27 protein-coding genes and 1 tRNA gene are annotated in these 23,493 nt (G+C 55.2%); all 28 read left to right on the top strand.

Going from position 1 to position 23,493, the window contains the following annotated elements; all coding sequences use genetic code 11:
- Positions 1 to 113: 113 nt before the first annotated feature.
- The 28 genes from H045_RS18070 to rpsN all read left to right on the top strand — a co-directional run bounded on the left by H045_RS18070 (position 114) and on the right by rpsN (position 23,385).
- Positions 114 to 189, top strand: a tRNA-Trp gene (locus H045_RS18070).
- A gap of 45 nt (positions 190 to 234) precedes the next feature.
- Positions 235 to 603: a preprotein translocase subunit SecE gene (gene secE / locus H045_RS18065; RefSeq protein WP_003232399.1), complete on the top strand. Its 369-nt coding sequence runs from the start codon at positions 235 to 237 to the stop codon at positions 601 to 603.
- A gap of 9 nt (positions 604 to 612) precedes the next feature.
- A complete protein-coding gene (gene nusG / locus H045_RS18060; protein ID WP_003232401.1) occupies positions 613 to 1,146 on the top strand; it encodes a transcription termination/antitermination protein NusG in 534 nt (177 codons plus the stop codon).
- Positions 1,147 to 1,263: 117 nt separating this feature from the next.
- Complete coding sequence (gene rplK, locus H045_RS18055) at positions 1,264 to 1,695, top strand: 50S ribosomal protein L11 (RefSeq protein ID WP_003176435.1); 432 nt, start codon at positions 1,264 to 1,266, stop codon at positions 1,693 to 1,695.
- Complete coding sequence (rplA, locus tag H045_RS18050) at positions 1,695 to 2,390, top strand: 50S ribosomal protein L1 (protein ID WP_003232403.1); 696 nt, start codon at positions 1,695 to 1,697, stop codon at positions 2,388 to 2,390. The genes rplK and rplA overlap by 1 nt, the downstream gene beginning before the upstream one ends.
- 199 nt (positions 2,391 to 2,589) lie before the next feature.
- Positions 2,590 to 3,090 (top strand): 50S ribosomal protein L10, encoded by a 501-nt coding sequence (gene rplJ, locus H045_RS18045; RefSeq protein ID WP_003232405.1) that lies wholly within the window; start codon positions 2,590 to 2,592, stop codon positions 3,088 to 3,090.
- Between the two features lie 78 nt (positions 3,091 to 3,168).
- Complete coding sequence (gene rplL / locus H045_RS18040; protein ID WP_003232407.1) at positions 3,169 to 3,534, top strand: 50S ribosomal protein L7/L12; 366 nt, start codon at positions 3,169 to 3,171, stop codon at positions 3,532 to 3,534.
- A gap of 219 nt (positions 3,535 to 3,753) precedes the next feature.
- Positions 3,754 to 7,827, top strand: coding sequence for a DNA-directed RNA polymerase subunit beta (rpoB, locus tag H045_RS18035; RefSeq protein ID WP_003232409.1), 4,074 nt, complete (start codon positions 3,754 to 3,756; stop codon positions 7,825 to 7,827).
- A 64-nt stretch (positions 7,828 to 7,891) separates the two neighbouring features.
- Positions 7,892 to 12,091, top strand: coding sequence for a DNA-directed RNA polymerase subunit beta' (rpoC, locus tag H045_RS18030; RefSeq protein WP_003232410.1), 4,200 nt, complete (start codon positions 7,892 to 7,894; stop codon positions 12,089 to 12,091).
- A 216-nt stretch (positions 12,092 to 12,307) separates the two neighbouring features.
- Positions 12,308 to 12,679 (top strand): 30S ribosomal protein S12, encoded by a 372-nt coding sequence (gene rpsL / locus H045_RS18025; RefSeq protein WP_002555494.1) that lies wholly within the window; start codon positions 12,308 to 12,310, stop codon positions 12,677 to 12,679.
- Positions 12,680 to 12,797: 118 nt separating this feature from the next.
- Positions 12,798 to 13,268 (top strand): 30S ribosomal protein S7, encoded by a 471-nt coding sequence (rpsG, locus tag H045_RS18020; protein WP_002555493.1) that lies wholly within the window; start codon positions 12,798 to 12,800, stop codon positions 13,266 to 13,268.
- Between the two features lie 30 nt (positions 13,269 to 13,298).
- On the top strand, positions 13,299 to 15,404 hold the full coding sequence (fusA, locus tag H045_RS18015; protein ID WP_015373073.1) for an elongation factor G: 2,106 nt from the start codon (positions 13,299 to 13,301) through the stop codon (positions 15,402 to 15,404).
- A 30-nt stretch (positions 15,405 to 15,434) separates the two neighbouring features.
- The gene (gene tuf / locus H045_RS18010; RefSeq protein WP_003232413.1) at positions 15,435 to 16,628 is read left to right on the top strand and encodes an elongation factor Tu; all 1,194 of its coding nucleotides are present in this window, start codon (positions 15,435 to 15,437) and stop codon (positions 16,626 to 16,628) included.
- A 159-nt stretch (positions 16,629 to 16,787) separates the two neighbouring features.
- Positions 16,788 to 17,099, top strand: coding sequence for a 30S ribosomal protein S10 (gene rpsJ, locus H045_RS18005; protein ID WP_003232414.1), 312 nt, complete (start codon positions 16,788 to 16,790; stop codon positions 17,097 to 17,099).
- Positions 17,100 to 17,180: 81 nt separating this feature from the next.
- A complete protein-coding gene (gene rplC, locus H045_RS18000) occupies positions 17,181 to 17,816 on the top strand; it encodes a 50S ribosomal protein L3 (RefSeq protein ID WP_003194649.1) in 636 nt (211 codons plus the stop codon).
- 12 nt (positions 17,817 to 17,828) lie between these two features.
- Positions 17,829 to 18,431 carry a 50S ribosomal protein L4 gene (rplD, locus tag H045_RS17995; RefSeq protein WP_003176424.1) on the top strand — a complete coding sequence of 201 codons (603 nt, stop codon included), beginning with the start codon at positions 17,829 to 17,831 and terminating at the stop codon, positions 18,429 to 18,431.
- Complete coding sequence (rplW, locus tag H045_RS17990) at positions 18,428 to 18,727, top strand: 50S ribosomal protein L23 (protein ID WP_002555488.1); 300 nt, start codon at positions 18,428 to 18,430, stop codon at positions 18,725 to 18,727. Before rplD ends, rplW begins: the two co-directional genes overlap by 4 nt.
- Positions 18,728 to 18,741: 14 nt before the next feature.
- On the top strand, positions 18,742 to 19,566 hold the full coding sequence (gene rplB, locus H045_RS17985; protein WP_003232417.1) for a 50S ribosomal protein L2: 825 nt from the start codon (positions 18,742 to 18,744) through the stop codon (positions 19,564 to 19,566).
- Between the two features lie 16 nt (positions 19,567 to 19,582).
- Positions 19,583 to 19,858 (top strand): 30S ribosomal protein S19, encoded by a 276-nt coding sequence (gene rpsS, locus H045_RS17980; RefSeq protein ID WP_003232420.1) that lies wholly within the window; start codon positions 19,583 to 19,585, stop codon positions 19,856 to 19,858.
- 11 nt (positions 19,859 to 19,869) lie between these two features.
- Entirely contained in the window at positions 19,870 to 20,202 is a 333-nt protein-coding gene (gene rplV / locus H045_RS17975) for a 50S ribosomal protein L22 (RefSeq protein WP_003103908.1), read from the top strand.
- A gap of 13 nt (positions 20,203 to 20,215) precedes the next feature.
- Positions 20,216 to 20,902 (top strand): 30S ribosomal protein S3, encoded by a 687-nt coding sequence (gene rpsC, locus H045_RS17970; RefSeq protein WP_003176422.1) that lies wholly within the window; start codon positions 20,216 to 20,218, stop codon positions 20,900 to 20,902.
- A gap of 12 nt (positions 20,903 to 20,914) precedes the next feature.
- On the top strand, positions 20,915 to 21,328 hold the full coding sequence (gene rplP / locus H045_RS17965) for a 50S ribosomal protein L16 (RefSeq protein ID WP_003232424.1): 414 nt from the start codon (positions 20,915 to 20,917) through the stop codon (positions 21,326 to 21,328).
- Positions 21,328 to 21,519, top strand: a complete 192-nt coding sequence (rpmC, locus tag H045_RS17960; protein WP_002555481.1) for a 50S ribosomal protein L29 — start codon at positions 21,328 to 21,330, stop codon at positions 21,517 to 21,519. The genes rplP and rpmC overlap by 1 nt, the downstream gene beginning before the upstream one ends.
- A gap of 2 nt (positions 21,520 to 21,521) precedes the next feature.
- Positions 21,522 to 21,788, top strand: coding sequence for a 30S ribosomal protein S17 (rpsQ, locus tag H045_RS17955; RefSeq protein ID WP_003176419.1), 267 nt, complete (start codon positions 21,522 to 21,524; stop codon positions 21,786 to 21,788).
- 23 nt (positions 21,789 to 21,811) lie between these two features.
- Positions 21,812 to 22,180 (top strand): 50S ribosomal protein L14, encoded by a 369-nt coding sequence (gene rplN, locus H045_RS17950; RefSeq protein WP_002555479.1) that lies wholly within the window; start codon positions 21,812 to 21,814, stop codon positions 22,178 to 22,180.
- A gap of 11 nt (positions 22,181 to 22,191) precedes the next feature.
- Positions 22,192 to 22,506 (top strand): 50S ribosomal protein L24, encoded by a 315-nt coding sequence (gene rplX, locus H045_RS17945; RefSeq protein WP_003176416.1) that lies wholly within the window; start codon positions 22,192 to 22,194, stop codon positions 22,504 to 22,506.
- A 20-nt stretch (positions 22,507 to 22,526) separates the two neighbouring features.
- On the top strand, positions 22,527 to 23,066 hold the full coding sequence (gene rplE, locus H045_RS17940) for a 50S ribosomal protein L5 (RefSeq protein ID WP_003176415.1): 540 nt from the start codon (positions 22,527 to 22,529) through the stop codon (positions 23,064 to 23,066).
- A gap of 13 nt (positions 23,067 to 23,079) precedes the next feature.
- Positions 23,080 to 23,385, top strand: a complete 306-nt coding sequence (rpsN, locus tag H045_RS17935; RefSeq protein ID WP_003176414.1) for a 30S ribosomal protein S14 — start codon at positions 23,080 to 23,082, stop codon at positions 23,383 to 23,385.
- The last annotated feature ends 108 nt before the right edge of the window (positions 23,386 to 23,493 follow it).

Below are 23,493 nucleotides of genomic sequence, written 5' to 3'. Positions count from 1 at the left end.
CTCGGCTTGATCGTTTTGCTTCTGGCTTTAAAGCTAGGTGGATTCAGGTCTCTTGGGTTGGTTGTTGTAAAGTCTTTTTCAGGCCTGCATAATGGTCGGCCTGATTTTGTTTTAGGTCAGTAGCTCAATTGGCAGAGCGACGGTCTCCAAAACCGTAGGTTGGGGGTTCGATTCCCTCCTGACCTGCCAGATTCACGTAATGTGTCTGGCTTTCTTTTCACAGGATCTTCACAGATGACTCCTAAGGCTGAAGCTCAAAGCTCTCGTTTCGATCTGGTCAAGTGGCTTGTTGTTGTCGCTTTGGTGGTCGTAGGCGTTGTTGGCAACCAGTACTATTCTGCTTCGCCGATCCTGTACCGTGTACTCGCTTTGCTTGCCCTGGCTGCTGTAGCTGCTTTTGTAGGTCTGCAGACTGCAAAGGGTAAGTCTTTCGCAGTGTTGGTGAAGGAAGCTCGTACCGAAATCCGTAAAGTCGTTTGGCCGACTCGCCAAGAAACCACGCAGACCACGTTGATTGTGGTAGCTGTTGTTCTGGTTATGGCGTTGCTGTTGTGGGGGCTCGATTCCTTGCTCGGCTGGCTTGTTTCCTTGATTGTTGGCTAAGGGTGTCCCGTGGCTAAGCGTTGGTACGTTGTGCATGCTTACTCTGGTTACGAGAAGCATGTTATGCGCTCTTTGCTGGAGCGCGTAAAGCTCGCAGGCATGGAAGATGGCTTTGGCGAAATTCTGGTTCCCACTGAAGAAGTGGTTGAAATGCGGAATGGCCAGAAGCGCAAGAGTGAGCGCAAGTTCTTCCCTGGCTACGTGCTGGTTCAGATGGACATGAATGAAGGTACTTGGCACTTGGTCAAGGACACTCCTCGTGTGATGGGTTTCATCGGCGGTACCGCTGATAAGCCTGCTCCTATCACCGACAAGGAGGCGGAAGCGATTCTGCGTCGTGTTGCTGATGGTAGCGACAAGCCCAAGCCGAAGACGTTGTTCGAGCCGGGTGAGGTTGTTCGTGTCACAGATGGTCCGTTCGCTGATTTCAACGGTACTGTCGAAGAAGTTAACTACGAAAAGAGTCGTGTCCAGGTGGCAGTGCTCATTTTCGGTCGCTCCACTCCGGTGGAGTTGGAGTTCAGCCAGGTCGAAAAGGTCTAGCTGGCAAAGCATCCCAACCCCGCAGCCTTAGGCTGTGGGGTTTTGTCGTCACTGGGATAAACGCGCAAGTAGCCGGGGAGCCTTTCGAGGCGTTCGAACCCGTAATTGGAGTGCCTCATGGCCAAGAAGATTACCGCTTACATCAAGCTGCAAGTGAAGGCCGCTCAGGCCAACCCTAGCCCACCCGTCGGTCCAGCTCTGGGCCAGCACGGCGTGAACATCATGGAATTCTGCAAGGCCTTCAACGCCCGTACTCAGGGTCTTGAGCCAGGTCTGCCGACTCCAGTGATCATCACTGTATACAGCGACCGTAGCTTCACTTTCGAAACCAAGTCGACACCGGCTTCGGTTCTGTTGAAGAAAGCTGCTGGTCTGACTAGCGGTTCCGCTCGTCCTAACACCGTTAAGGTTGGCACTGTTACCCGTGCTCAGCTGGAAGAAATCGCGAAAACCAAAAACGCGGATCTGACTGCAGCTGATATGGATGCAGCCGTGCGTACCATCGCCGGTTCTGCTCGTAGCATGGGCCTTAACGTGGAGGGTGTGTAATGGCTAAGCTGACCAAGCGCCAAAAGGCTATCGCCGGCAAAATCGAAGCAGGCAAGGCCTACAACTTTGTAGACGCTGCTGCCCTGCTGACCGAGCTGTCGACCGTCAAGTTCAGCGAGTCCGTTGACGTTGCTGTAAACCTGGGTGTTGACCCACGTAAATCCGACCAGGTCGTTCGTAGCGCTACTGTGCTGCCACACGGTACTGGCAAGACTGTACGTGTAGCTGTCTTCACCCAAGGCCCGGCAGCTGAAGCTGCTCTGGCTGCCGGCGCAGATCGCGTTGGCATGGACGACCTGGCTGCCGAAATGAAAGGCGGCGACCTGAACTATGACGTCGTTATTGCTTCCCCGGATGCGATGCGCGTTGTAGGTCAGTTGGGTCAGATCCTGGGTCCACGCGGCCTGATGCCTAACCCTAAAGTCGGCACCGTAACGCCAGACGTAGCCACCGCTGTTAAAAACGCGAAGGCTGGTCAGGTTCGTTATCGCACCGACAAAAACGGCATCATTCACACCTCCGTTGGTAAAGTCGGCTTCGACGCCGTCAAGCTGAAGGAAAACGTTGAAGCGCTGATCGCTGATCTCAAGCGTATCAAGCCTGCTTCCTCGAAAGGTATCTACGTCAAGCGCGTTACCCTGAGCACCACTATGGGCCCAGGTCTGGTCATCGACCAAGGCTCGCTGGACGTATAAGACACAGGTTGGCGCAACTTATTGCGCCAATTGAAAGATTGGGGTCCCTGCCTGGCGGGGGCTATCCAAGACCGTAGGCGACGCAAGTCTTAAACCAACAAGCCTACGCAGATGGTGCTCCCGGTTCCTTACCGAATCAGACACCAAAACGACATCCGGCTCCGGCCAGATGAAACGGTAACAAGCAGGAGTTAAACCCGTGGCAATTAATCTCGAAGACAAGAAGGCCATCGTCGCTGAAGTCAACGAGGCTGCCAAAGCTGCTCTGTCCGCTGTCGTGGCTGATGCCCGTGGTGTGACAGTAGGCGCTATGACCGGACTCCGTAAAGAGGCTCGTGAAGCTGGCGTATACGTACGTGTTGTACGTAACACCCTGCTCAAGCGCGCCGTTGCTGACACTGAATACAGTGTTCTCAACGACGTGTTCACTGGCCCGACTCTGATCGCGTTCTCCAAGGATCATCCAGGCGCAGCTGCCCGTTTGTTCAAGGAATTCGCCAAGAGTCAGGATAAGTTCGAGATCAAGGCAGCTGCGTTCGAGGGCAAGTTCCTCGCAGCTAACCAAATCGACGTACTGGCAACACTGCCGACCCGCGACGAAGCCATTTCGCAGCTGATGAGCGTGATTCAAGGCGCTACCAGCAAGCTGGCTCGTACTCTGGCTGCAGTTCGCGAGCAAAAAGAAGCTGCCGCAGCCTAAGGCTGAGTCACTTCTCTCGCGTATTTTTGTTTATTTCGATGGCCGCGTAGGCCGTCCCCCAATTCAGGAAATACAGCAATGTCTATCTCCCAAGACGATATCCTCAACGCCGTAGCTGAAATGTCGGTTCTGCAGGTTGTTGAGCTGATCAAGGCTTTCGAAGAAAAATTCGGCGTTTCCGCTGCCGCTGCTTCCGCCGGTCCAGCAGCTGCTGCTGCCGTTGTTGAAGAGCAAACCGAATTCAACGTCATGCTGCTGGAAGCTGGCGAGAAGAAAGTAAACGTGATCAAGGCAGTACGTGAACTGACCGGTCTGGGCCTGAAAGAAGCCAAGGCTGTAGTTGACGGCGCTCCTGCCATGGTTCTGGAAGCAGTAGCCAAAGATGCAGGCGAAAAAGCCAAGGCAACTCTGGAAGAAGCAGGCGCTAAAGTCGAGCTGAAGTAAGCATCGACCTTGCGTCTCCAGCCCAAGCGTCAAGCTTAAGGCTGATGGCTGGTGGCTCTTGCCACCGGCCTTTTTCCGTTCTTGGCTGTCGACTCGGTCGCCGCCATTAACGCGCTGTAGCCACCCGAAGCGGTGGTGCAAACCATGGGGTTTGCAAGATTTTCTGGCTGCTCCCGTCGGAGGGGCCAAACAAGCAGGTGACCAAGCTGGGGAACGCTGATGGCTTACTCATATACTGAGAAAAAACGTATCCGCAAGGACTTTAGCAAGTTGCCGGACGTCATGGATGTCCCGTACCTTCTGGCTATCCAGCTGGATTCGTATCGTGAATTCTTGCAGGCGGGAGCGACCAAAGATCAGTTCCGCGACGTGGGCCTGCATGCGGCCTTCAAATCCGTTTTCCCGATCATCAGCTACTCCGGCAATGCTGCGCTGGAGTACGTCGGTTATCGCCTGGGCGAACCGGCATTTGATGTCAAAGAATGCGTGTTGCGTGGCGTAACGTACGCCGTACCTTTGCGGGTAAAAGTCCGTCTGATCATTTTCGACAAAGAATCGTCGAACAAAGCGATCAAGGACATCAAAGAGCAAGAAGTCTACATGGGCGAAATCCCATTGATGACCGAGAACGGTACCTTCGTTATCAACGGTACCGAGCGTGTAATCGTTTCCCAGCTGCACCGTTCCCCGGGCGTGTTCTTCGACCACGACCGCGGCAAGACGCACAGCTCTGGCAAACTCCTGTACTCCGCGCGGATCATTCCGTACCGCGGTTCGTGGTTGGACTTCGAGTTCGACCCGAAAGACTGCGTCTTCGTGCGTATCGACCGTCGTCGCAAGCTGCCGGCCTCGGTACTGCTGCGTGCGCTCGGCTACACCACCGAACAGGTATTGGACGCGTTCTATACCACCAACGTATTCAGCCTGAAGGATGAAACCCTCAGTCTGGAGTTGGTGCCTTCGCGCCTGCGTGGCGAGATTGCCGTTCTGGACATTCAGGACGAGAAGGGCAAGGTCATTGTTGAGGCTGGCCGTCGTATTACTGCGCGCCACATCAACCAGATCGAAAAAGCCGGTATTACTTCGCTGGATGTGCCTCTGGACTACGTCCTGGGTCGCACCACCGCCAAGGTCATCGTTCACCCGGCTACCGGCGAAATCCTGGCTGAGTGCAACACCGAGCTGAACACCGAAATCCTGGCAAAAATCGCCAAGGCCCAGGTTGTTCGCATCGAGACCCTGTACACCAACGACATCGACTGCGGTCCGTTCGTCTCCGACACCTTGAAGATCGACTCCACCAGCAACCAATTGGAAGCGCTGGTCGAGATCTATCGCATGATGCGTCCTGGCGAGCCACCTACCAAAGACGCTGCCGAGACTCTGTTCAACAATCTGTTCTTCAGCCCTGAGCGCTATGACCTGTCTGCGGTCGGCCGGATGAAGTTCAACCGTCGTATCGGTCGTACCGAGATCGAAGGTTCGGGCGTGTTGTGCAAAGAAGACATCGTTGCCGTCTTGAAGACCCTGGTCGACATTCGTAACGGTAAAGGCATCGTCGATGACATCGACCACTTGGGTAACCGTCGTGTTCGCTGTGTAGGCGAAATGGCCGAAAACCAGTTCCGCGTTGGCCTGGTACGTGTTGAGCGTGCGGTCAAAGAGCGTCTGTCGATGGCCGAAAGCGAAGGCCTGATGCCGCAAGACCTGATCAACGCCAAGCCAGTGGCCGCCGCGGTGAAAGAGTTCTTCGGTTCCAGCCAGCTCTCGCAGTTCATGGACCAGAACAACCCGCTCTCCGAGATCACCCACAAACGCCGTGTTTCTGCACTGGGCCCGGGCGGTCTGACCCGTGAGCGCGCCGGCTTTGAAGTGCGTGACGTTCACCCGACGCACTACGGTCGTGTTTGCCCGATCGAAACGCCGGAAGGTCCGAACATCGGTCTGATCAACTCCCTGGCTGCCTATGCGCGCACCAACCAGTACGGCTTCCTCGAAAGCCCGTACCGTGTGGTGAAAGACGCTCTGGTCACCGACGAGATCGTATTCCTGTCCGCCATCGAAGAAGCTGATCACGTGATCGCTCAGGCTTCGGCCACGATGAACGACAAGAAAGTGCTGACCGACGAATTGGTAGCTGTTCGTCACTTGAACGAGTTCACCGTCAAGGCGCCGGAAGACGTCACTTTGATGGACGTATCGCCCAAGCAGGTAGTGTCGGTTGCTGCGTCGCTGATCCCGTTCCTGGAGCACGATGACGCCAACCGTGCGTTGATGGGTTCCAACATGCAGCGTCAGGCTGTACCCACCCTGCGTGCCGACAAGCCGCTGGTAGGTACCGGCATGGAGCGTAACGTAGCCCGTGACTCCGGCGTGTGCGTCGTGGCTCGTCGTGGCGGCGTGATCGACTCCGTTGATGCCAGCCGTATCGTGGTTCGTGTTGCCGATGACGAAGTTGAAACTGGCGAAGCCGGTGTCGACATCTACAACCTCACCAAATACACCCGCTCGAACCAGAACACCTGCATCAACCAGCGTCCGCTGGTGCGTAAGGGTGACCGCGTTCAGCGCAGCGACATCATGGCCGACGGCCCGTCCACCGACATGGGTGAGCTGGCTCTGGGTCAGAACATGCGTATCGCGTTCATGGCATGGAACGGCTTCAACTTCGAAGACTCCATCTGCCTGTCCGAGCGTGTGGTTCAGGAAGACCGCTTTACCACGATCCACATTCAGGAACTGACCTGTGTGGCGCGTGATACCAAGCTTGGGCCAGAGGAAATCACTGCAGACATCCCGAACGTGGGTGAGGCTGCACTGAACAAGCTGGACGAAGCCGGTATCGTTTACGTAGGTGCTGAAGTTGGCGCAGGCGACATCCTGGTAGGTAAGGTCACTCCGAAAGGCGAGACCCAGCTGACTCCGGAAGAGAAACTGCTGCGTGCCATCTTCGGTGAAAAAGCCAGCGACGTTAAAGACACCTCCCTGCGTGTACCTACCGGTACCAAGGGTACTGTCATCGACGTGCAAGTCTTCACCCGTGACGGCGTCGAGCGTGATGCTCGTGCACTGTCCATCGAGAAGACCCAGCTCGACGAGATCCGCAAGGACCTGAACGAAGAGTTCCGTATCGTTGAGGGCGCGACCTTCGAACGTCTGCGCTCCGCTCTGGTAGGCCACAAGGCTGAAGGCGGCGCGGGCCTGAAGAAAGGTCAGGACATCACCGACGAAGTTCTCGACAGTCTTGAGCACGGCCAGTGGTTCAAACTGCGCATGGCTGAAGACGCTCTGAACGAGCAGCTCGAGAAGGCCCAGGCCTACATCGTTGATCGTCGCCGTCTGCTGGACGACAAGTTCGAAGACAAAAAGCGCAAACTGCAGCAGGGCGATGACCTGGCTCCAGGCGTGCTGAAAATCGTCAAGGTTTACCTGGCAATCCGTCGCCGCATCCAGCCGGGCGACAAGATGGCCGGTCGTCACGGTAACAAAGGTGTGGTCTCCGTGATCATGCCGGTTGAAGACATGCCGCACGATGCCAATGGCACCCCGGTCGACGTCGTCCTCAACCCGTTGGGCGTACCTTCGCGTATGAACGTTGGTCAGATCCTTGAAACCCACCTGGGCCTCGCGGCCAAAGGTCTGGGTGAGAAGATCAACCGTATGATCGAAGAGCAGCGCAAGGTCGCAGACCTGCGCAAGTTCCTGCACGAGATCTACAACGAGATCGGCGGTCGCAACGAAGAGCTGGACACCTTCTCCGACCAGGAAATCCTGGACCTGGCGAAGAACCTGCGCGGCGGCGTTCCAATGGCTACCCCGGTGTTCGACGGTGCCAAGGAAAGCGAAATCAAGGCCATGCTGAAACTGGCAGACCTGCCGGAAAGCGGCCAGATGCAGCTGTTCGACGGCCGTACCGGCAACAAGTTTGAGCGCCCGGTTACTGTTGGCTATATGTACATGCTGAAGCTGAACCACTTGGTAGACGATAAGATGCACGCTCGTTCTACCGGTTCTTACAGCCTGGTTACCCAGCAGCCGCTGGGTGGTAAGGCTCAGTTCGGTGGTCAGCGTTTCGGGGAGATGGAGGTCTGGGCACTGGAAGCATACGGTGCCGCATACACTCTGCAAGAAATGCTCACAGTGAAGTCGGACGATGTGAACGGTCGTACCAAGATGTACAAAAACATCGTGGACGGCGATCACCGTATGGAGCCGGGCATGCCCGAGTCCTTCAACGTGTTGATCAAAGAAATTCGTTCCCTCGGCATCGATATCGATCTGGAAACCGAATAACACGTGACGCGAATCGAGAGCGTGGCAGCGATGCCCGCTCTCTGCTCCGCCAGGAGGAAAGGCCTTGAAAGACCTACTGAATTTGCTGAAAAACCAGGGTCAAGTCGAAGAGTTCGACGCCATCCGTATTGGATTGGCATCGCCTGAGATGATCCGTTCGTGGTCGTTCGGTGAAGTTAAAAAGCCGGAAACCATCAACTACCGTACGTTCAAACCTGAGCGTGACGGCCTGTTCTGCGCCAAGATCTTTGGCCCGGTAAAGGATTACGAGTGCCTGTGCGGTAAGTACAAGCGCTTGAAGCACCGTGGCGTGATCTGCGAGAAGTGCGGCGTTGAAGTCGCGCTGGCCAAGGTTCGTCGTGAGCGTATGGCCCACATCGAGCTGGCTTCGCCGGTTGCCCACATCTGGTTCCTGAAATCGCTGCCGTCCCGTATCGGCTTGCTGATGGACATGACCCTGCGTGATATCGAACGCGTTCTCTACTTCGAGAGCTACGTCGTTATCGATCCAGGCATGACCACTCTTGAAAAAGGTCAGCTGCTGAACGACGAGCAGTACTTCGAAGCGCTGGAAGAGTTCGGCGACGATTTCGATGCCCGCATGGGTGCCGAAGCTGTCCGCGAACTGCTGCACGCTATCGACCTGGAACACGAGATTGGCCGTCTGCGTGAAGAAATTCCGCAAACCAACTCCGAAACCAAGATCAAGAAGCTGTCCAAGCGTCTGAAGTTGATGGAAGCCTTCCAGGGTTCCGGCAACTTGCCAGAGTGGATGGTGCTGACCGTTCTGCCGGTTCTGCCGCCAGACCTGCGTCCGCTGGTACCGTTGGACGGTGGTCGTTTCGCGACGTCCGACCTCAACGACTTGTACCGCCGCGTGATCAACCGTAACAACCGCTTGAAGCGCCTGCTTGATCTGTCCGCTCCGGACATCATCGTGCGCAACGAAAAGCGTATGTTGCAGGAAGCGGTCGATGCCTTGCTCGACAACGGTCGTCGTGGCCGCGCCATTACTGGTTCGAACAAGCGTCCTTTGAAGTCCCTGGCTGACATGATCAAGGGTAAGCAAGGTCGTTTCCGTCAGAACTTGCTCGGTAAGCGTGTTGACTACTCCGGTCGTTCGGTAATTACCGTAGGCCCGACCCTGCGTCTGCACCAGTGCGGTCTGCCCAAGAAGATGGCACTTGAGCTGTTCAAACCATTCATCTTCGGCAAGCTGGAAATGCGCGGTCTCGCGACCACCATCAAAGCGGCCAAGAAAATGGTCGAGCGCGAACTGCCAGAGGTTTGGGACGTTCTCGCTGAAGTGATCCGCGAACACCCGGTTCTTCTCAACCGTGCACCGACCCTTCACCGTCTGGGGATCCAAGCGTTTGAACCGGTCCTGATCGAAGGTAAGGCTATCCAGCTGCACCCTCTGGTCTGTGCTGCGTACAACGCCGACTTCGACGGCGACCAAATGGCCGTGCACGTACCGCTGACACTGGAAGCCCAGTTGGAAGCGCGTGCGTTGATGATGTCGACCAACAACATTCTGTCGCCAGCCAACGGTGAGCCAATCATCGTTCCGTCGCAGGACGTTGTATTGGGTCTGTACTACATGACCCGTGAAGCGATCAACGCCAAGGGCGAAGGTCGTGTATTTGCGGATCTGCAGGAAGTTGACCGTGTGTTCCGTGCCGGCGAAGCCGCACTGCACGCCAAGGTCAAGGTGCGGATCCACGAAACCGTCAACGACCGTGACGGCGGCAGCGTGAGCAATGTGCGTATCGTCGACACGACTGTCGGCCGTGCGCTGTTGTATCAGGTTGTGCCAAAAGGTCTGTCGTACGACGTCGTCAACCTGCCGATGAAGAAAAAGGCGATCTCCAAGCTGATCAACCAGTGCTACCGCGTGGTTGGTTTGAAAGAGACCGTGATCTTCGCTGACCAGTTGATGTACACCGGCTTTGCTTATTCGACCATCTCCGGCGTTTCCATCGGTGTTAACGACTTCGTTATCCCGGATGAAAAAGCCCGCATCATCAATGCTGCCACTGATGAAGTGAAAGAGATCGAAAGCCAGTACGCCTCCGGCCTGGTAACCCAGGGCGAGAAGTACAACAAGGTGATCGACCTGTGGTCCAAGGCCAACGACGAAGTGTCCAAGGCAATGATGGCCAACCTCTCGAAAGAGAAAGTCATCGACCGCCATGGCGACGAAGTTGACCAAGAGTCCTTCAACTCCATGTACATGATGGCCGACTCGGGCGCACGGGGTTCTGCTGCGCAGATCCGTCAGCTCGCCGGTATGCGTGGCCTGATGGCCAAGCCGGACGGTTCCATCATCGAAACGCCGATCACAGCGAACTTCCGTGAAGGTTTGAGCGTACTTCAGTACTTCATCTCTACTCACGGTGCTCGTAAAGGTCTGGCGGATACCGCGTTGAAAACCGCTAACTCCGGTTACCTGACTCGTCGTCTGGTAGACGTTGCACAAGATCTGGTTGTAACCGAGATCGACTGCGGCACCGAGCACGGCTTGCTGATGACGCCGCACATTGAAGGCGGTGACGTTGTAGAGCCGCTGGGTGAGCGCGTATTGGGTCGTGTAATTGCCCGTGACGTGTTCAAGCCGGGTACCGAGGATGTTATCGTTCCTGCCGGCACCCTGGTTGACGAGAAGTGGGTCGAGTTCATCGAACTCAACAGCATCGACGAAGTGATCGTTCGCTCGCCGATCAGCTGCGAAACCCGCTACGGCATCTGCGCCAAGTGCTACGGTCGTGACCTGGCTCGTGGTCACCAGGTGAACATTGGTGAAGCGGTCGGCGTTATCGCTGCCCAGTCCATCGGTGAGCCGGGTACCCAGCTGACCATGCGTACGTTCCACATCGGTGGTGCGGCAAGCCGGACCTCCGCAGCCGACAGCGTTCAGGTGAAGAATGGCGGTACTGTCCGTCTGCACAACCTGAAGCACGTTGAGCGAGTGGATGGCCATTTGGTTGCTGTGTCCCGTTCCGGTGAGCTGGCCATCGCTGATGACTACGGTCGTGAGCGTGAGCGTTACAAGCTGCCGTACGGTGCTGTGATTTCGGTTAAAGAGGGTGACAAGGTCGACGCTGGCGCAATCGTGGCCAAGTGGGATCCGCACACTCACCCAATCGTTACCGAAATGAAAGGTACCGTGACCTACGTGGGCATGGAAGAAGGCATCACGATCAAGCGTCAGACCGACGAATTGACCGGTATGACCAACATTGAAGTACTCGACGCGAAAGATCGTCCAGCTGCCGGTAAAGACATCCGTCCTGCCGTGAAGATGGTCGACGACAACGGCAAGGACTTGCTGCTGCCAGGCACTGACGTAATCGCTCAGTACTTCCTGCCAGCCAACGCCCTGGTCGGTGTGGCGGATGGTGCGAAGATCGCGATCGGTGATGTTATCGCGCGTATCCCGCAGGAAACTTCGAAGACCCGTGACATCACTGGTGGTCTGCCGCGTGTTGCCGACTTGTTCGAAGCGCGTCGTCCGAAGGAAGCGTCGATTCTGGCTGAAGTCAGCGGCACCATCGCGTTCGGTAAAGAGACCAAGGGCAAGCGCCGTCTGGTTATTACCCCGAACGACGGTACCGATCCGTACGAAGAGCTGATTCCGAAGTGGCGTCACCTGAACGTCTTCGAAGGCGAACAGGTAAACCGCGGCGAAGTTATCTCCGACGGCCCGAGCGATCCACACGACATCCTGCGTCTGCTGGGTGTGAGTGCGCTGGCCAAGTACATCGTCAACGAGATCCAGGACGTTTACCGCCTGCAAGGCGTGAAGATCAACGACAAGCACATCGAGACCATCCTGCGTCAGATGCTGCGTAAAGTTGAAATCGCTGAATCCGGCGATTCCAGTTTCATCAAGGGCGACCAGATGGAACTGACTCACGTCCTGGTAGAGAACGAACGTTTGGGCGCGGAAGACAAGTTTGTCTCCAAGTTCACTCGCGTGCTGCTGGGTATCACCAAGGCGTCGTTGTCCACTGAGTCGTTCATCTCGGCGGCCTCCTTCCAGGAGACCACTCGCGTACTGACCGAAGCAGCGGTAACCGGCAAGCGCGATTACCTGCGCGGCCTGAAAGAAAACGTAGTCGTGGGTCGTTTGATCCCGGCCGGTACCGGTTTGGCTTACCACAGCGAGCGCAAGCGCCGCCGTGATGCTGACAAGCCGCTGCGCGTAAGCGCCAGTGAAGTGGAAGCTGCACTGACCGAAGCGCTGAACTCAAGCGGTAACTGAGTTCTGCGATAGATGAGACTGGGCCCTGGCAGCCCCATTCGTCGGATCGAGGCATTTGAGCCCCGGTTCGACGAGCGGGGAGGTCGGGGCCTTGCCTTGACTGGGGGCAAGATCCTCTTTAGACTCTTGTACCCCTAAATTTGGCGGGAATTCGTTCCTGCCATTTTGCTTTTCTTGCAAGACAATAGCGTCGCAAGACAACAGTGGAGCTAGTAGATGGCAACTATCAACCAGCTGGTACGTCAGCCGCGTAAGCGTATCGTCGAGAAATCCGACGTGCCTGCGCTGCAGAACTGCCCGCAACGTCGTGGCGTATGCACCCGTGTGTATACCACCACGCCGAAAAAACCTAACTCGGCACTGCGTAAAGTATGCCGTGTGCGCCTGACCAACGGTTTCGAGGTTTCCTCGTACATCGGCGGTGAAGGCCACAACCTGCAAGAGCACAGCGTGGTACTGATCCGCGGCGGTCGTGTAAAAGACTTGCCAGGTGTTCGTTACCACACCGTACGCGGCTCCTTGGATACTTCCGGCGTTAAAGGTCGTAACCAGGGTCGTTCGAAGTACGGTACCAAGAAGCCTAAGTAGTAGCGGCTTTTTGTAAAACTGAATCATCTTATTTTCTGAGTCGATAAGAGTAAGGTCGGAGGCGCCCCGAAAGGGCACTGATTCCGAACGAACCTGAAGACCGTTTGAGGGCTTATCCATGCCAAGAAGACGCGTAGCAGCCAAGCGCGAAGTGCTTGACGATCCAAAATACGGAAGCCAAATTCTGGCCAAGTTCATGAACCACGTAATGGAAAGCGGCAAGAAAGCCGTTGCCGAACGTATCGTTTATGGCGCGCTGGAAAAGGTTAAAGAACGCAAGAACAGCGACCCCCTGGAAATCTTCGAGAAAGCTCTCGACGCCATCGCTCCGCTGGTCGAAGTGAAGTCGCGCCGTGTAGGCGGTGCTACTTACCAGGTTCCGGTCGAAGTTCGTCCGTCCCGTCGTAACGCTCTGGCAATGCGCTGGTTGGTAGACTTCGCCCGCAAGCGCGGCGAGAAGTCTATGGCTCTGCGTTTGGCCGGCGAGCTGTTGGACGCTGCTGAAGGTAAAGGTGCTGCTGTTAAGAAGCGTGAAGACGTGCACCGTATGGCTGAAGCCAACAAAGCTTTCTCGCACTACCGCTTCTAATCTTAGCTTCACTAATTTTGCGAGGGCTTTATGGCTCGTACTACACCGATTAGCCGTTACCGTAACATCGGTATCGTCGCTCACGTGGATGCTGGTAAAACCACCACCACCGAGCGCGTACTGTTTTACACCGGCAAAAGTCACAAAATGGGCGAGGTGCATGACGGCGCCGCGACCACAGACTGGATGGTTCAGGAGCAGGAGCGTGGTATTACCATTACTTCTGCTGCTATTACCGCCTTCTGGAAAGGTTCCGAGAAGCAGTACAAAGACGAGCATCGCTTCAACGTAATCGATACCCCGGGCCACGTAGACTTCACCATTGAAGTTGAGCGTTCCCTGCGCGTACTCGACGGCGCTGTCGTTGTGTTCTGCGGTACCTCGGGTGTTGAGCCGCAATCGGAAACCGTATGGCGTCAAGCCAACAAATACGGCGTTCCACGTCTTGTTTATGTAAACAAGATGGACCGTGCTGGTGCCAACTTCCTGCGCGTGATCGGTCAGATCAAGCAGCGTCTGGGTCATACCCCGGTGCCAATCCAGTTGGCTATCGGTTCCGAAGACAACTTCCAGGGCCAGATCGATCTGCTCACCATGGAAGCTGTTTACTGGAACGATGCTGACAAGGGTATGGTTCCTGTTCGCAAGCCTATCCCTGCTGATATGCAGGAACTGGCTGAGGAGTGGCGCAACAACATGGTTGAGGCTGCTGCCGAAGCCAATGAAGAGCTGATGAACAAGTACCTCGAGGGTGAAGAACTCACCAACGTGGAAATCAAGGCCGCTCTGCGTCAGCGTACTATCGCTGGCGAAATCGTCCTGGCCGTTTGTGGTTCCTCGTTCAAGAACAAGGGCGTTCCCCTGGTTCTCGATGCTGTGATCGACTACCTGCCGGCCCCGGTTGATATTCCAGCCATCAAGGGTACTGACCCGGATGACGAGACTATCGAACTGGAGCGTCATGCAGACGACGCAGAACCGTTCTCTGCTCTGGCATTTAAAATTGCCACTGACCCATTCGTGGGCACCTTGACCTTCGTCCGTGTTTACTCGGGCGTGTTGAACTCCGGCGACGGCGTGATCAACTCGGTTAAAGGCAAAAAAGAGCGCGTGGGTCGTATGGTGCAAATGCACGCAAACGCTCGCGAAGAGATCAAGGAAGTGCGCGCTGGTGACATCGCGGCCCTGATCGGCATGAAGGACGTCACCACTGGTGAAACCTTGTGCAACGCTGACAAGCCAATCATCCTCGTTCGCATGGACTTCCCGGAGCCGGTTATTTCGGTTGCCGTAGAGCCCAAGACCAAGGATGACCAGGAAAAAATGGGTATCGCTCTGGGCAAGCTTGCTCAGGAAGATCCATCTTTCCGCGTCAAGACTGATGAAGAGACTGGTCAAACGATCATCTCCGGCATGGGCGAGCTTCACCTGGACATCCTGGTTGACCGGATGCGCCGTGAGTTCAACGTCGAAGCCAACATCGGTAAGCCTCAGGTTTCCTATCGTGAGCGCATCACGAAGAACTGTGAAATCGAAGGCAAGTTCGTTCGTCAGTCCGGCGGTCGTGGTCAGTTCGGTCACTGCTGGATCCGTTTTGCTCCTGCTGACGAAGGTCAGGAAGGTCTGCAATTCGTGAACGAAGTAGTGGGTGGTGTTGTTCCGAAGGAATACATCCCTGCTATCCAGAAGGGTATCGAAGAGCAGATGAAGAACGGTGTTGTTGCCGGCTATCCGCTGATCGGCCTGAAAGCAACCGTTTTTGACGGTTCTTACCACGACGTCGACTCCAACGAGATGGCGTTTAAGGTGGCTGCTTCCATGGCAACCAAGCAACTGGCCCAGAAGGGCGGTGGTGAGTTGCTTGAGCCAATCATGGCGGTAGAAGTTGTTACACCTGAAGACTATATGGGTGATGTCATGGGCGACCTTAACCGTCGTCGCGGCATGATCTTGGGTATGGAAGACACGGTTTCCGGCAAAGTGATTCGCGCCGAGGTTCCGTTGGGTGAGATGTTCGGTTATGCGACCGACGTTCGCTCCATGTCCCAGGGTCGCGCAAGCTACTCTATGGAATTCAAAAAATACAACACAGCTCCGGCGCACATCGCTGAAACTGTATCCAAAAAACAAGGCTGATTCAGTCCTTTAGGCAAGGAGTTAATTGTCGTGGCTAAAGAAAAATTTGATCGTTCCCTACCGCACGTCAACGTTGGCACTATCGGTCACGTTGACCACGGTAAAACCACTCTGACCGCAGCTCTGACTCGCGTCTGCTCGGAAGTTTTCGGTTCTGCAGTCGTTGATTTCGATAAAATCGACAGCGCTCCAGAAGAAAAAGCTCGTGGTATCACCATCAACACCGCGCACGTAGAGTACAACTCTTCGATCCGTCACTACGCTCACGTTGACTGCCCAGGTCACGCTGACTACGTGAAGAACATGATCACCGGTGCTGCCCAGATGGACGGCGCGATCCTGGTTTGCTCGGCCGCTGATGGTCCGATGCCGCAAACCCGTGAGCACATCCTGCTGTCCCGTCAGGTAGGCGTTCCGTACATCGTGGTTTTCCTGAACAAGGCTGACCTGGTAGACGACGCTGAGCTGCTGGAACTGGTTGAGATGGAAGTGCGCGATCTGCTGAGCACTTACGACTTCCCAGGCGACGACACTCCGATCATCATCGGTTCTGCTCGTATGGCTCTGGAAGGCAAAGACGACAACGAAATGGGTACCACCGCTGTTAAGCGTCTGGTAGAAACTCTGGACAGCTACATCCCAGAACCAGTTCGTCTGACCGACAAGCCATTCCTGATGCCAATCGAAGACGTATTCTCGATCTCCGGTCGCGGTACTGTTGTGACTGGTCGTATCGAGCGCGGTATCGTTCGCGTTCAGGATGCACTGGAAATCGTTGGTCTGCGTGACACCACCAACACCGTCTGCACTGGTGTTGAGATGTTCCGCAAGCTGCTCGACGAAGGTCGTGCTGGCGAGAACTGCGGCGTTCTGCTGCGTGGTACCAAGCGTGACGACGTTGAGCGTGGCCAGGTTCTGGTTAAGCCAGGTTCGGTCAAGCCGCACACCAAGTTCACCGCAGAAGTTTACGTTCTGAGCAAGGAAGAAGGCGGTCGCCACACTCCGTTCTTCAAAGGCTACCGTCCACAGTTCTACTTCCGTACTACTGACGTGACTGGTAACTGCCAGCTGCCAGAAGGCGTTGAAATGGTAATGCCAGGCGATAACATCCAAATGGAAGTTACCCTGATCAAGACCATCGCAATGGAAGACGGTCTGCGCTTCGCGATTCGTGAAGGCGGCCGTACTGTTGGTGCTGGTGTTGTAGCTAAAATCATCGAGTAAGCATCTCTTCTGAGATAGCTTCGGATGTTTGAGAAGGCCCCCGCTCAGCGGGGGCCTTTTTTATTGAGTTGACACCTATCTGGAGCGTCTATAGAATTGCGCCTCCTTTTAACGGGCGTATTGCGCTCGCTGGGAAAAGCAGCCGGAGTCTGAAATCCAATGCAAAATCAGAAAATTCGTATCAGGTTGAAGGCTTTCGACCATCGCCTGATCGACCAATCCACCCAGGAAATCGTGGAAACCGCGAAACGTACTGGGGCTCAGGTGCGTGGTCCTATCCCACTGCCTACTCGTAAAGAGCGGTTCACCGTTCTGGTCTCCCCGCACGTCAACAAAGACGCGCGCGACCAGTACGAGATCCGTACTCATAAGCGCGTACTGGACATCGTCCAGCCAACGGATAAAACCGTTGATGCACTTATGAAGCTAGATCTGGCAGCCGGTGTGGAAGTACAGATCAGCCTCGGCTAAGACTTGGGTCTTAGTCGTGTAACGCTCTGAAATGGGCGGCCATAGCGGGTGAAAGCCCCGTACACTCATGAGGTTTACAACATGACTATTGGTGTAGTCGGTCGTAAATGCGGTATGACCCGTATTTTCACCGAAGAAGGTGTCTCCATTCCGGTCACGGTCATTGAGATCGAGCCGAATCGCGTCACCCAGTTCAAAACTGAAGAAACCGATGGCTATCGTGCAGTGCAAGTCACTGTCGGCGAGCGTCGTGCTTCGCGTGTGACTGCTGCTCAAGCAGGTCACTTCGCTAAAGCAAACGTTGCAGCTGGTCGTACTGTCATGGAGTTCCGTCTTGAAGACGGCGACTACCAGGCTGGCGATCTGATCAACGCTGAAATCTTCGCCGCTGGTCAACTGGTTGATGTAACCGGTCAGTCCAAGGGTAAAGGCTTCCAGGGTACGATCAAGCGTTGGAATTTCCGTGGTCAAGACAACACTCACGGTAACTCCGTTTCCCACCGCGTCCCGGGCTCTATTGGCCAGTGCCAGACTCCTGGTCGTGTATTCAAGGGCAAAAAAATGTCCGGTCATATGGGCGCTGAGCGCGTGACCGTGCAGTCCCTCGAAGTAGTGCGCGTCGACGCTGAACGCAATCTGTTGTTGGTCAAGGGTGCTGTTCCTGGCGCTACTGGCGGCAACCTGGTTGTACGTCCAGCGGCCAAGGCTCGCGGTTAAGGGGAAGCTGACATGCAATTAAATGTAAATGACGCTCAAGCGATCGAAGTTTCCGAACTGACATTTGGCGGCGAATTCAACGAGACGCTCGTTCACCAAGCAGTCGTGGCCTACATGGCCGGCGGCCGTCAAGGTAGCAAGCAGCAAAAGACCCGTTCCGACGTACGTGGTGGCGGTAAGCGCCCTTGGCGTCAGAAAGGCACTGGCCGTGCTCGTGCCGGTACTATCCGTAGCCCAATCTGGCGTGGCGGCGGTACCACTTTCGCAGCACGCCCACAGGATCACTCTCAGAAGCTCAACAAGAAGATGTACCGCGCAGCTCTGCGCTCCATCCTTGCTGAACTCGTGCGTACTGATCGTCTGGTCGTGGTTCAGGACTTCGCTGTTGAAAGTCCAAAAACCAAAGATCTGCTGGGAAAACTGAACAACATGAGCCTGACCGACGTTTTGATCGTGTCTGAAGCTGTTGATCAGAACCTGTACCTGGCTGCTCGCAACCTGCCGCACGTTGATGTACGTGACGTGCAAGGTTCCGATCCAGTTAGTCTGATCGCATACGACAAGGTGTTGATCACCGTGTCGGCCGTGAAGAAATTCGAGGAGCTGCTGGGATGAACCAGGAACGCGTATTTAAAGTTCTGCTTGGCCCGCACGTTTCCGAAAAGGCTACGGTTCTGGCTGACAAGAAAGGCCAGTTCGTTTTCAAGGTTGCAACTGACGCAACCAAGCTGGAAATCAAGAAGGCCGTCGAAAGCCTGTTCAGCGTGAAAGTAGAGCGTGTTACTACCCTGAATGTTCTGGGTAAGAGCAAGCGCACTGCTCGCGGTCTGGGCAAGCGTAATGACTGGAAGAAGGCAGTTATCTCCCTTCAGCCAGGCCAAGATCTCGATTTCAGCAGCAGTGCTGAGTAAGGAAGGGGTGCATCATGGCAATCGTTAAATGCAAACCGACTTCCCCTGGCCGCCGTTTTGTGGTCAAGGTGGTCAACCAGGAGCTGCATAAAGGCGCTCCTCACGCACCGCTGCTCGAGAAAAAATCGAAGTCTGGTGGTCGTAACAACAATGGTCGTATTACCACTCGTCACATCGGTGGTGGCCATAAGCAGCATTATCGTATGGTCGATTTCCGTCGCAATGACAAAGATGGCATCTCTGCCACTGTCGAGCGCATTGAATACGATCCAAACCGTACTGCTCACATCGCTCTGCTGCTGTACGCAGATGGCGAGCGTCGCTACATCATCGCGCCTAAAGGCGTGAGTGCTGGCGACCAGCTGATCGCAGGTGCTTTGGCGCCGATCAAGCCGGGCAACGCTCTGCAACTGCGTAACATTCCAGTTGGTAGCACCGTACACGGCATCGAATTGAAGCCAGGTAAAGGCGCGCAAATCGCTCGTTCCGCTGGTGCTTCGGCTCAGCTGATCGCTCGTGAAGGTGTCTACGTGACCCTGCGTCTGCGTTCTGGTGAGATGCGTAAAGTATTGGCTGAATGCCGTGCGACCCTGGGTGAAGTCTCGAACTCCGAGCACAGCCTGCGTTCGTTGGGTAAAGCCGGTGCCAAACGCTGGCGTGGCGTTCGCCCAACCGTTCGTGGTGTTGCCATGAACCCGGTTGACCACCCACACGGTGGTGGTGAAGGTCGTACCTCTGGTGGTCGTCATCCGGTATCGCCATGGGGCTTCCCGACTAAGGGCGCGAAGACTCGTGGTAATAAGCGTACCGACAAAATGATCGTCCGTCGTCGCAAGTAAATAGAGGGATACGACAGTGCCACGTTCTCTGAAAAAAGGTCCTTTTATTGATCTTCACCTACTGAAGAAGATCGAAGTGGCGGCGGAAAAGAATGATCGCAAGCCGGTGAAAACCTGGTCGCGTCGTTCGATGATCCTGCCACAAATGGTCGGTCTGACCATCGCTGTACACAACGGTCGCTTGCACGTCCCAGTTCTCGTGAACGAAGACATGGTCGGCCACAAACTAGGCGAGTTTGCCGGTACCCGCACTTATCGTGGGCACGTGGCAGACAAGAAAGCCAAGCGTTAAGGGGTTAGGAAATGGAAGTAGCCGCTAAGTTGTCGGGCGCTCGAATCTCCGCCCAGAAAGCCCGCTTGGTCGCCGACCAGATCCGCGGGAAGAAGGTGGGCGAAGCGCTCAACCTGTTGGCTTTCAGCAGTAAGAAAGCCGCCGAGATCATGAAGAAAGTGCTGGAGTCGGCCGTAGCCAACGCCGAGCATAACGAAGGCGCAGACGTTGATGACCTGAAGGTCAGCACCGTTTTCGTCAACGAAGGGCGTTCGCTGAAGCGCATCATGCCACGTGCCAAAGGCCGTGCTGATCGCATCGTCAAGCGGTCTTGCCATATCACTGTCAAGGTTGCTGACAAGTAACGGAGTCGAAGAGATGGGTCAGAAAGTACATCCCATTGGCATTCGCCTGGGAATCGTCAAGGAACACACCTCCGTCTGGTATGCAGACGGCCGGACTTATGCGGACTATTTGTTCGCTGATCTGAAGGTGCGTGAGTATCTCCAAGACAAACTAAAAAGCGCGTCCGTAAGCCGTATCGATATCCATCGCCCGGCGCAAACCGCACGTATCACCATCCACACCGCTCGTCCAGGTATCGTTATCGGGAAGAAAGGTGAAGATGTTGAGAAACTGCGTCAGGACCTGACCAAGCAAATGGGTGTGCCTGTGCACATCAATATCGAAGAGATCCGCAAGCCGGAGCTCGACGGTATGCTGGTTGCGCAGAGCGTAGCTCAGCAGCTGGAGCGTCGCGTAATGTTCCGTCGCGCTATGAAGCGCGCTGTACAGAACGCCATGCGCATTGGTGCCAAAGGCATCAAAATCCAAGTGAGCGGTCGTCTCGGCGGTGCTGAAATCGCACGTACTGAATGGTATCGCGAAGGTCGTGTGCCATTGCACACCCTGCGTGCCGACATCGACTATGCCAACTACGAAGCTCACACCACTTATGGTGTGATCGGTGTAAAGGTTTGGATCTTCAAAGGCGAAGTAATTGGTGGTCGCCAAGAAGAACTGAAACCACAAGCACCAGCGCCTCGTAAAAAAGCTGCTAAGTAAGGGGTACGCCAAATGTTGCAACCAAAGCGTACGAAGTTCCGCAAGCAGATGACAGGCCACAACCGTGGTCTGGCTCAGCGCGGTAGCAAAGTCAGCTTCGGCGAGTTCGCGCTGAAGTCTGTAGCTCGTGGTCGTCTCACCGCTCGTCAGATCGAGTCAGCGCGTCGTGCTCTGACCCGTCACGTTAAACGTGGCGGCAAGATCTGGATCCGTGTATTCCCGGACAAGCCGATCTCCAAAAAACCTCTCGAGGTTCGGATGGGTAAAGGTAAGGGTAACGTGGAATACTGGGTAGCCCAGATTCAGCCAGGCAAAGTCCTGTATGAAATCGAGGGTGTAACTGAAGAGCTGGCGCGTGAGGCTTTTGCCCTGGCTGCTGCAAAGCTGCCGCTCGCCACCGCCTTTGTTAAACGGACGGTGATGTGATGAAAGCGAATGAACTTCGTGAAAAATCCGCACAGCAGCTGAACGAGCAACTGCTCGGCCTGCTGCGCGACCAGTTCAATCTGCGTATGCAGAAAGCAACTGGCCAGTTGGGGCAGTCTCATCTGCTCTCGCAAGTTAAGCGTGACATCGCTCGCGTGAAGACTGTGCTCAACCAGCAGGCAGGTAAGTGATCATGGCTGAAGCCGAAAAGACTGTCCGTACGCTGACTGGCCGTGTTGTCAGCGACAAGATGGACAAAACCATCACCGTTTTGATCGAGCGTCGCGTTAAGCACCCGATCTACGGTAAATATGTTAAGCGTTCGACTAAGCTGCACGCGCACGACGAAACCAATCAGTGCCACATCGGCGACAAAGTCACTATTCGTGAAACTCGTCCGCTGGCCAAGACCAAGTCTTGGGCGCTGGTTGATGTTCTCGAACGCGCTGTGGAAGTCTAAGGACTAGGGGTCGGAGAAATTATATGATTCAGACTCAATCCATGCTCGATGTGGCCGATAACAGCGGCGCTCGCCGCGTTATGTGCATCAAGGTGCTGGGTGGCTCCCATCGTCGTTACGCTGGTATCGGTGACATCATCAAAGTTACCGTCAAGGAAGCAATTCCTCGCGGTAAAGTGAAAAAAGGCCAAGTGATGACTGCTGTTGTAGTCCGCACTCGTCACGGCGTACGTCGTGCTGATGGCTCCATTATCCGCTTTGATGGCAACGCTGCTGTTCTTCTGAACAACAAGCAAGAGCCGATCGGCACCCGTATCTTTGGGCCAGTGACCCGTGAACTTCGTACTGAGAAGTTCATGAAGATCGTCTCGCTCGCCCCAGAAGTGCTGTAAGGAGATCCGACATGCAAAAGATTCGTCGTGACGACGAGATCATCGTGATCGCCGGCAAAGACAAAGGTAAGCGCGGTAAGGTGCTCAAGGTTCTCGCTAATAACCGTCTGGTTATCGGTGGTCTGAACCTGGTCAAGCGTCATACCAAGCCAAACCCGATGTCGGGCGTGCAAGGCGGTATCGTCGAAAAAGAAGCTCCACTGGATGCTTCTAACGTCGCCATTTTCAACGGCGAAACCAACAAGGCTGATCGCGTTGGTTTCAAAGTAGAAGACGGCAAGAAAATTCGTGTCTTCAAGTCGACCCAAAAAGCGGTTGATGCTTGAACACTGCTAGGTAGAAGACCATGGCACGACTAAAAGAGATTTACTGGAAAGAAATCGCACCGAAACTTAAGGAAGAACTTAAGCTTTCGAACGTGATGGAAGTTCCACGCGTTACCAAAATCACCCTGAACATGGGTCTGGGCGAAGCGGTCGGTGACAAAAAAGTCATCGAGCACGCTGTTGCTGACCTGGAAAAGATCACCGGTCAAAAGGTCGTTGTGACTTACGCTCGGAAATCCATCGCTGGCTTTAAAGTCCGCGAAGGTTGGCCGATCGGTGTCAAAGTGACTCTGCGCCGTGAACGTATGTATGAATTCCTGGATCGTCTGCTGTCGATCTCCCTGCCTCGGGTTCGCGACTTCCGCGGCCTGAATGCCAAGTCCTTCGATGGTCGTGGTAACTACAGCATGGGCGTGAAAGAGCAGATCATCTTCCCGGAAATCGACTACGACAAGATCGATGCTCTCCGCGGTCTGGACATCACCCTGACCACCACTGCCAAGAACGATGATGAAGGTCGCGCCCTGTTGCGTGCTTTCAAATTCCCGTTCCGCAACTGATTGGAGTAGGACCATGGCCAAGATGAGCATGAAAAACCGCGAGCTGAAGCGTCAGCTCACGGTTGCCAAGTACGCCAAGAAGCGTGCAGCACTGAAAGCAATCATCGTTGATCTGAACGCAAGTCCAGAAGCACGTTGGGAAGCGACAGTTGCTCTGCAGAAGCAGCCACGTGACGCAAGCGCTTCGCGCATGCGTAACCGCTGCCGCCTGACTGGTCGTCCACACGGCGTTTACCGCAAGTTCGGCCTCGGCCGTAACAAACTGCGTGAAGCGGCAATGCGTGGTGACGTACCAGGTCTGGTTAAAGCCAGCTGGTAAGTACGTTCAGCGTCCGGGCGGCCTTTATCGCAAGATACTGACCGCCGGTGACCTTGAATCTGGAACAAGCCCCTTTTGGGGCTTGTTTCATTTCCGGAGTGTGTCTAA

The organism is Pseudomonas poae RE*1-1-14 (assembly GCF_000336465.1).
Taxonomy (GTDB): domain Bacteria; phylum Pseudomonadota; class Gammaproteobacteria; order Pseudomonadales; family Pseudomonadaceae; genus Aquipseudomonas; species Aquipseudomonas poae.
The sequence above is the reverse complement of the archived record's forward strand: the minus strand, read 5'-3'. Positions and strand labels throughout refer to the sequence as shown.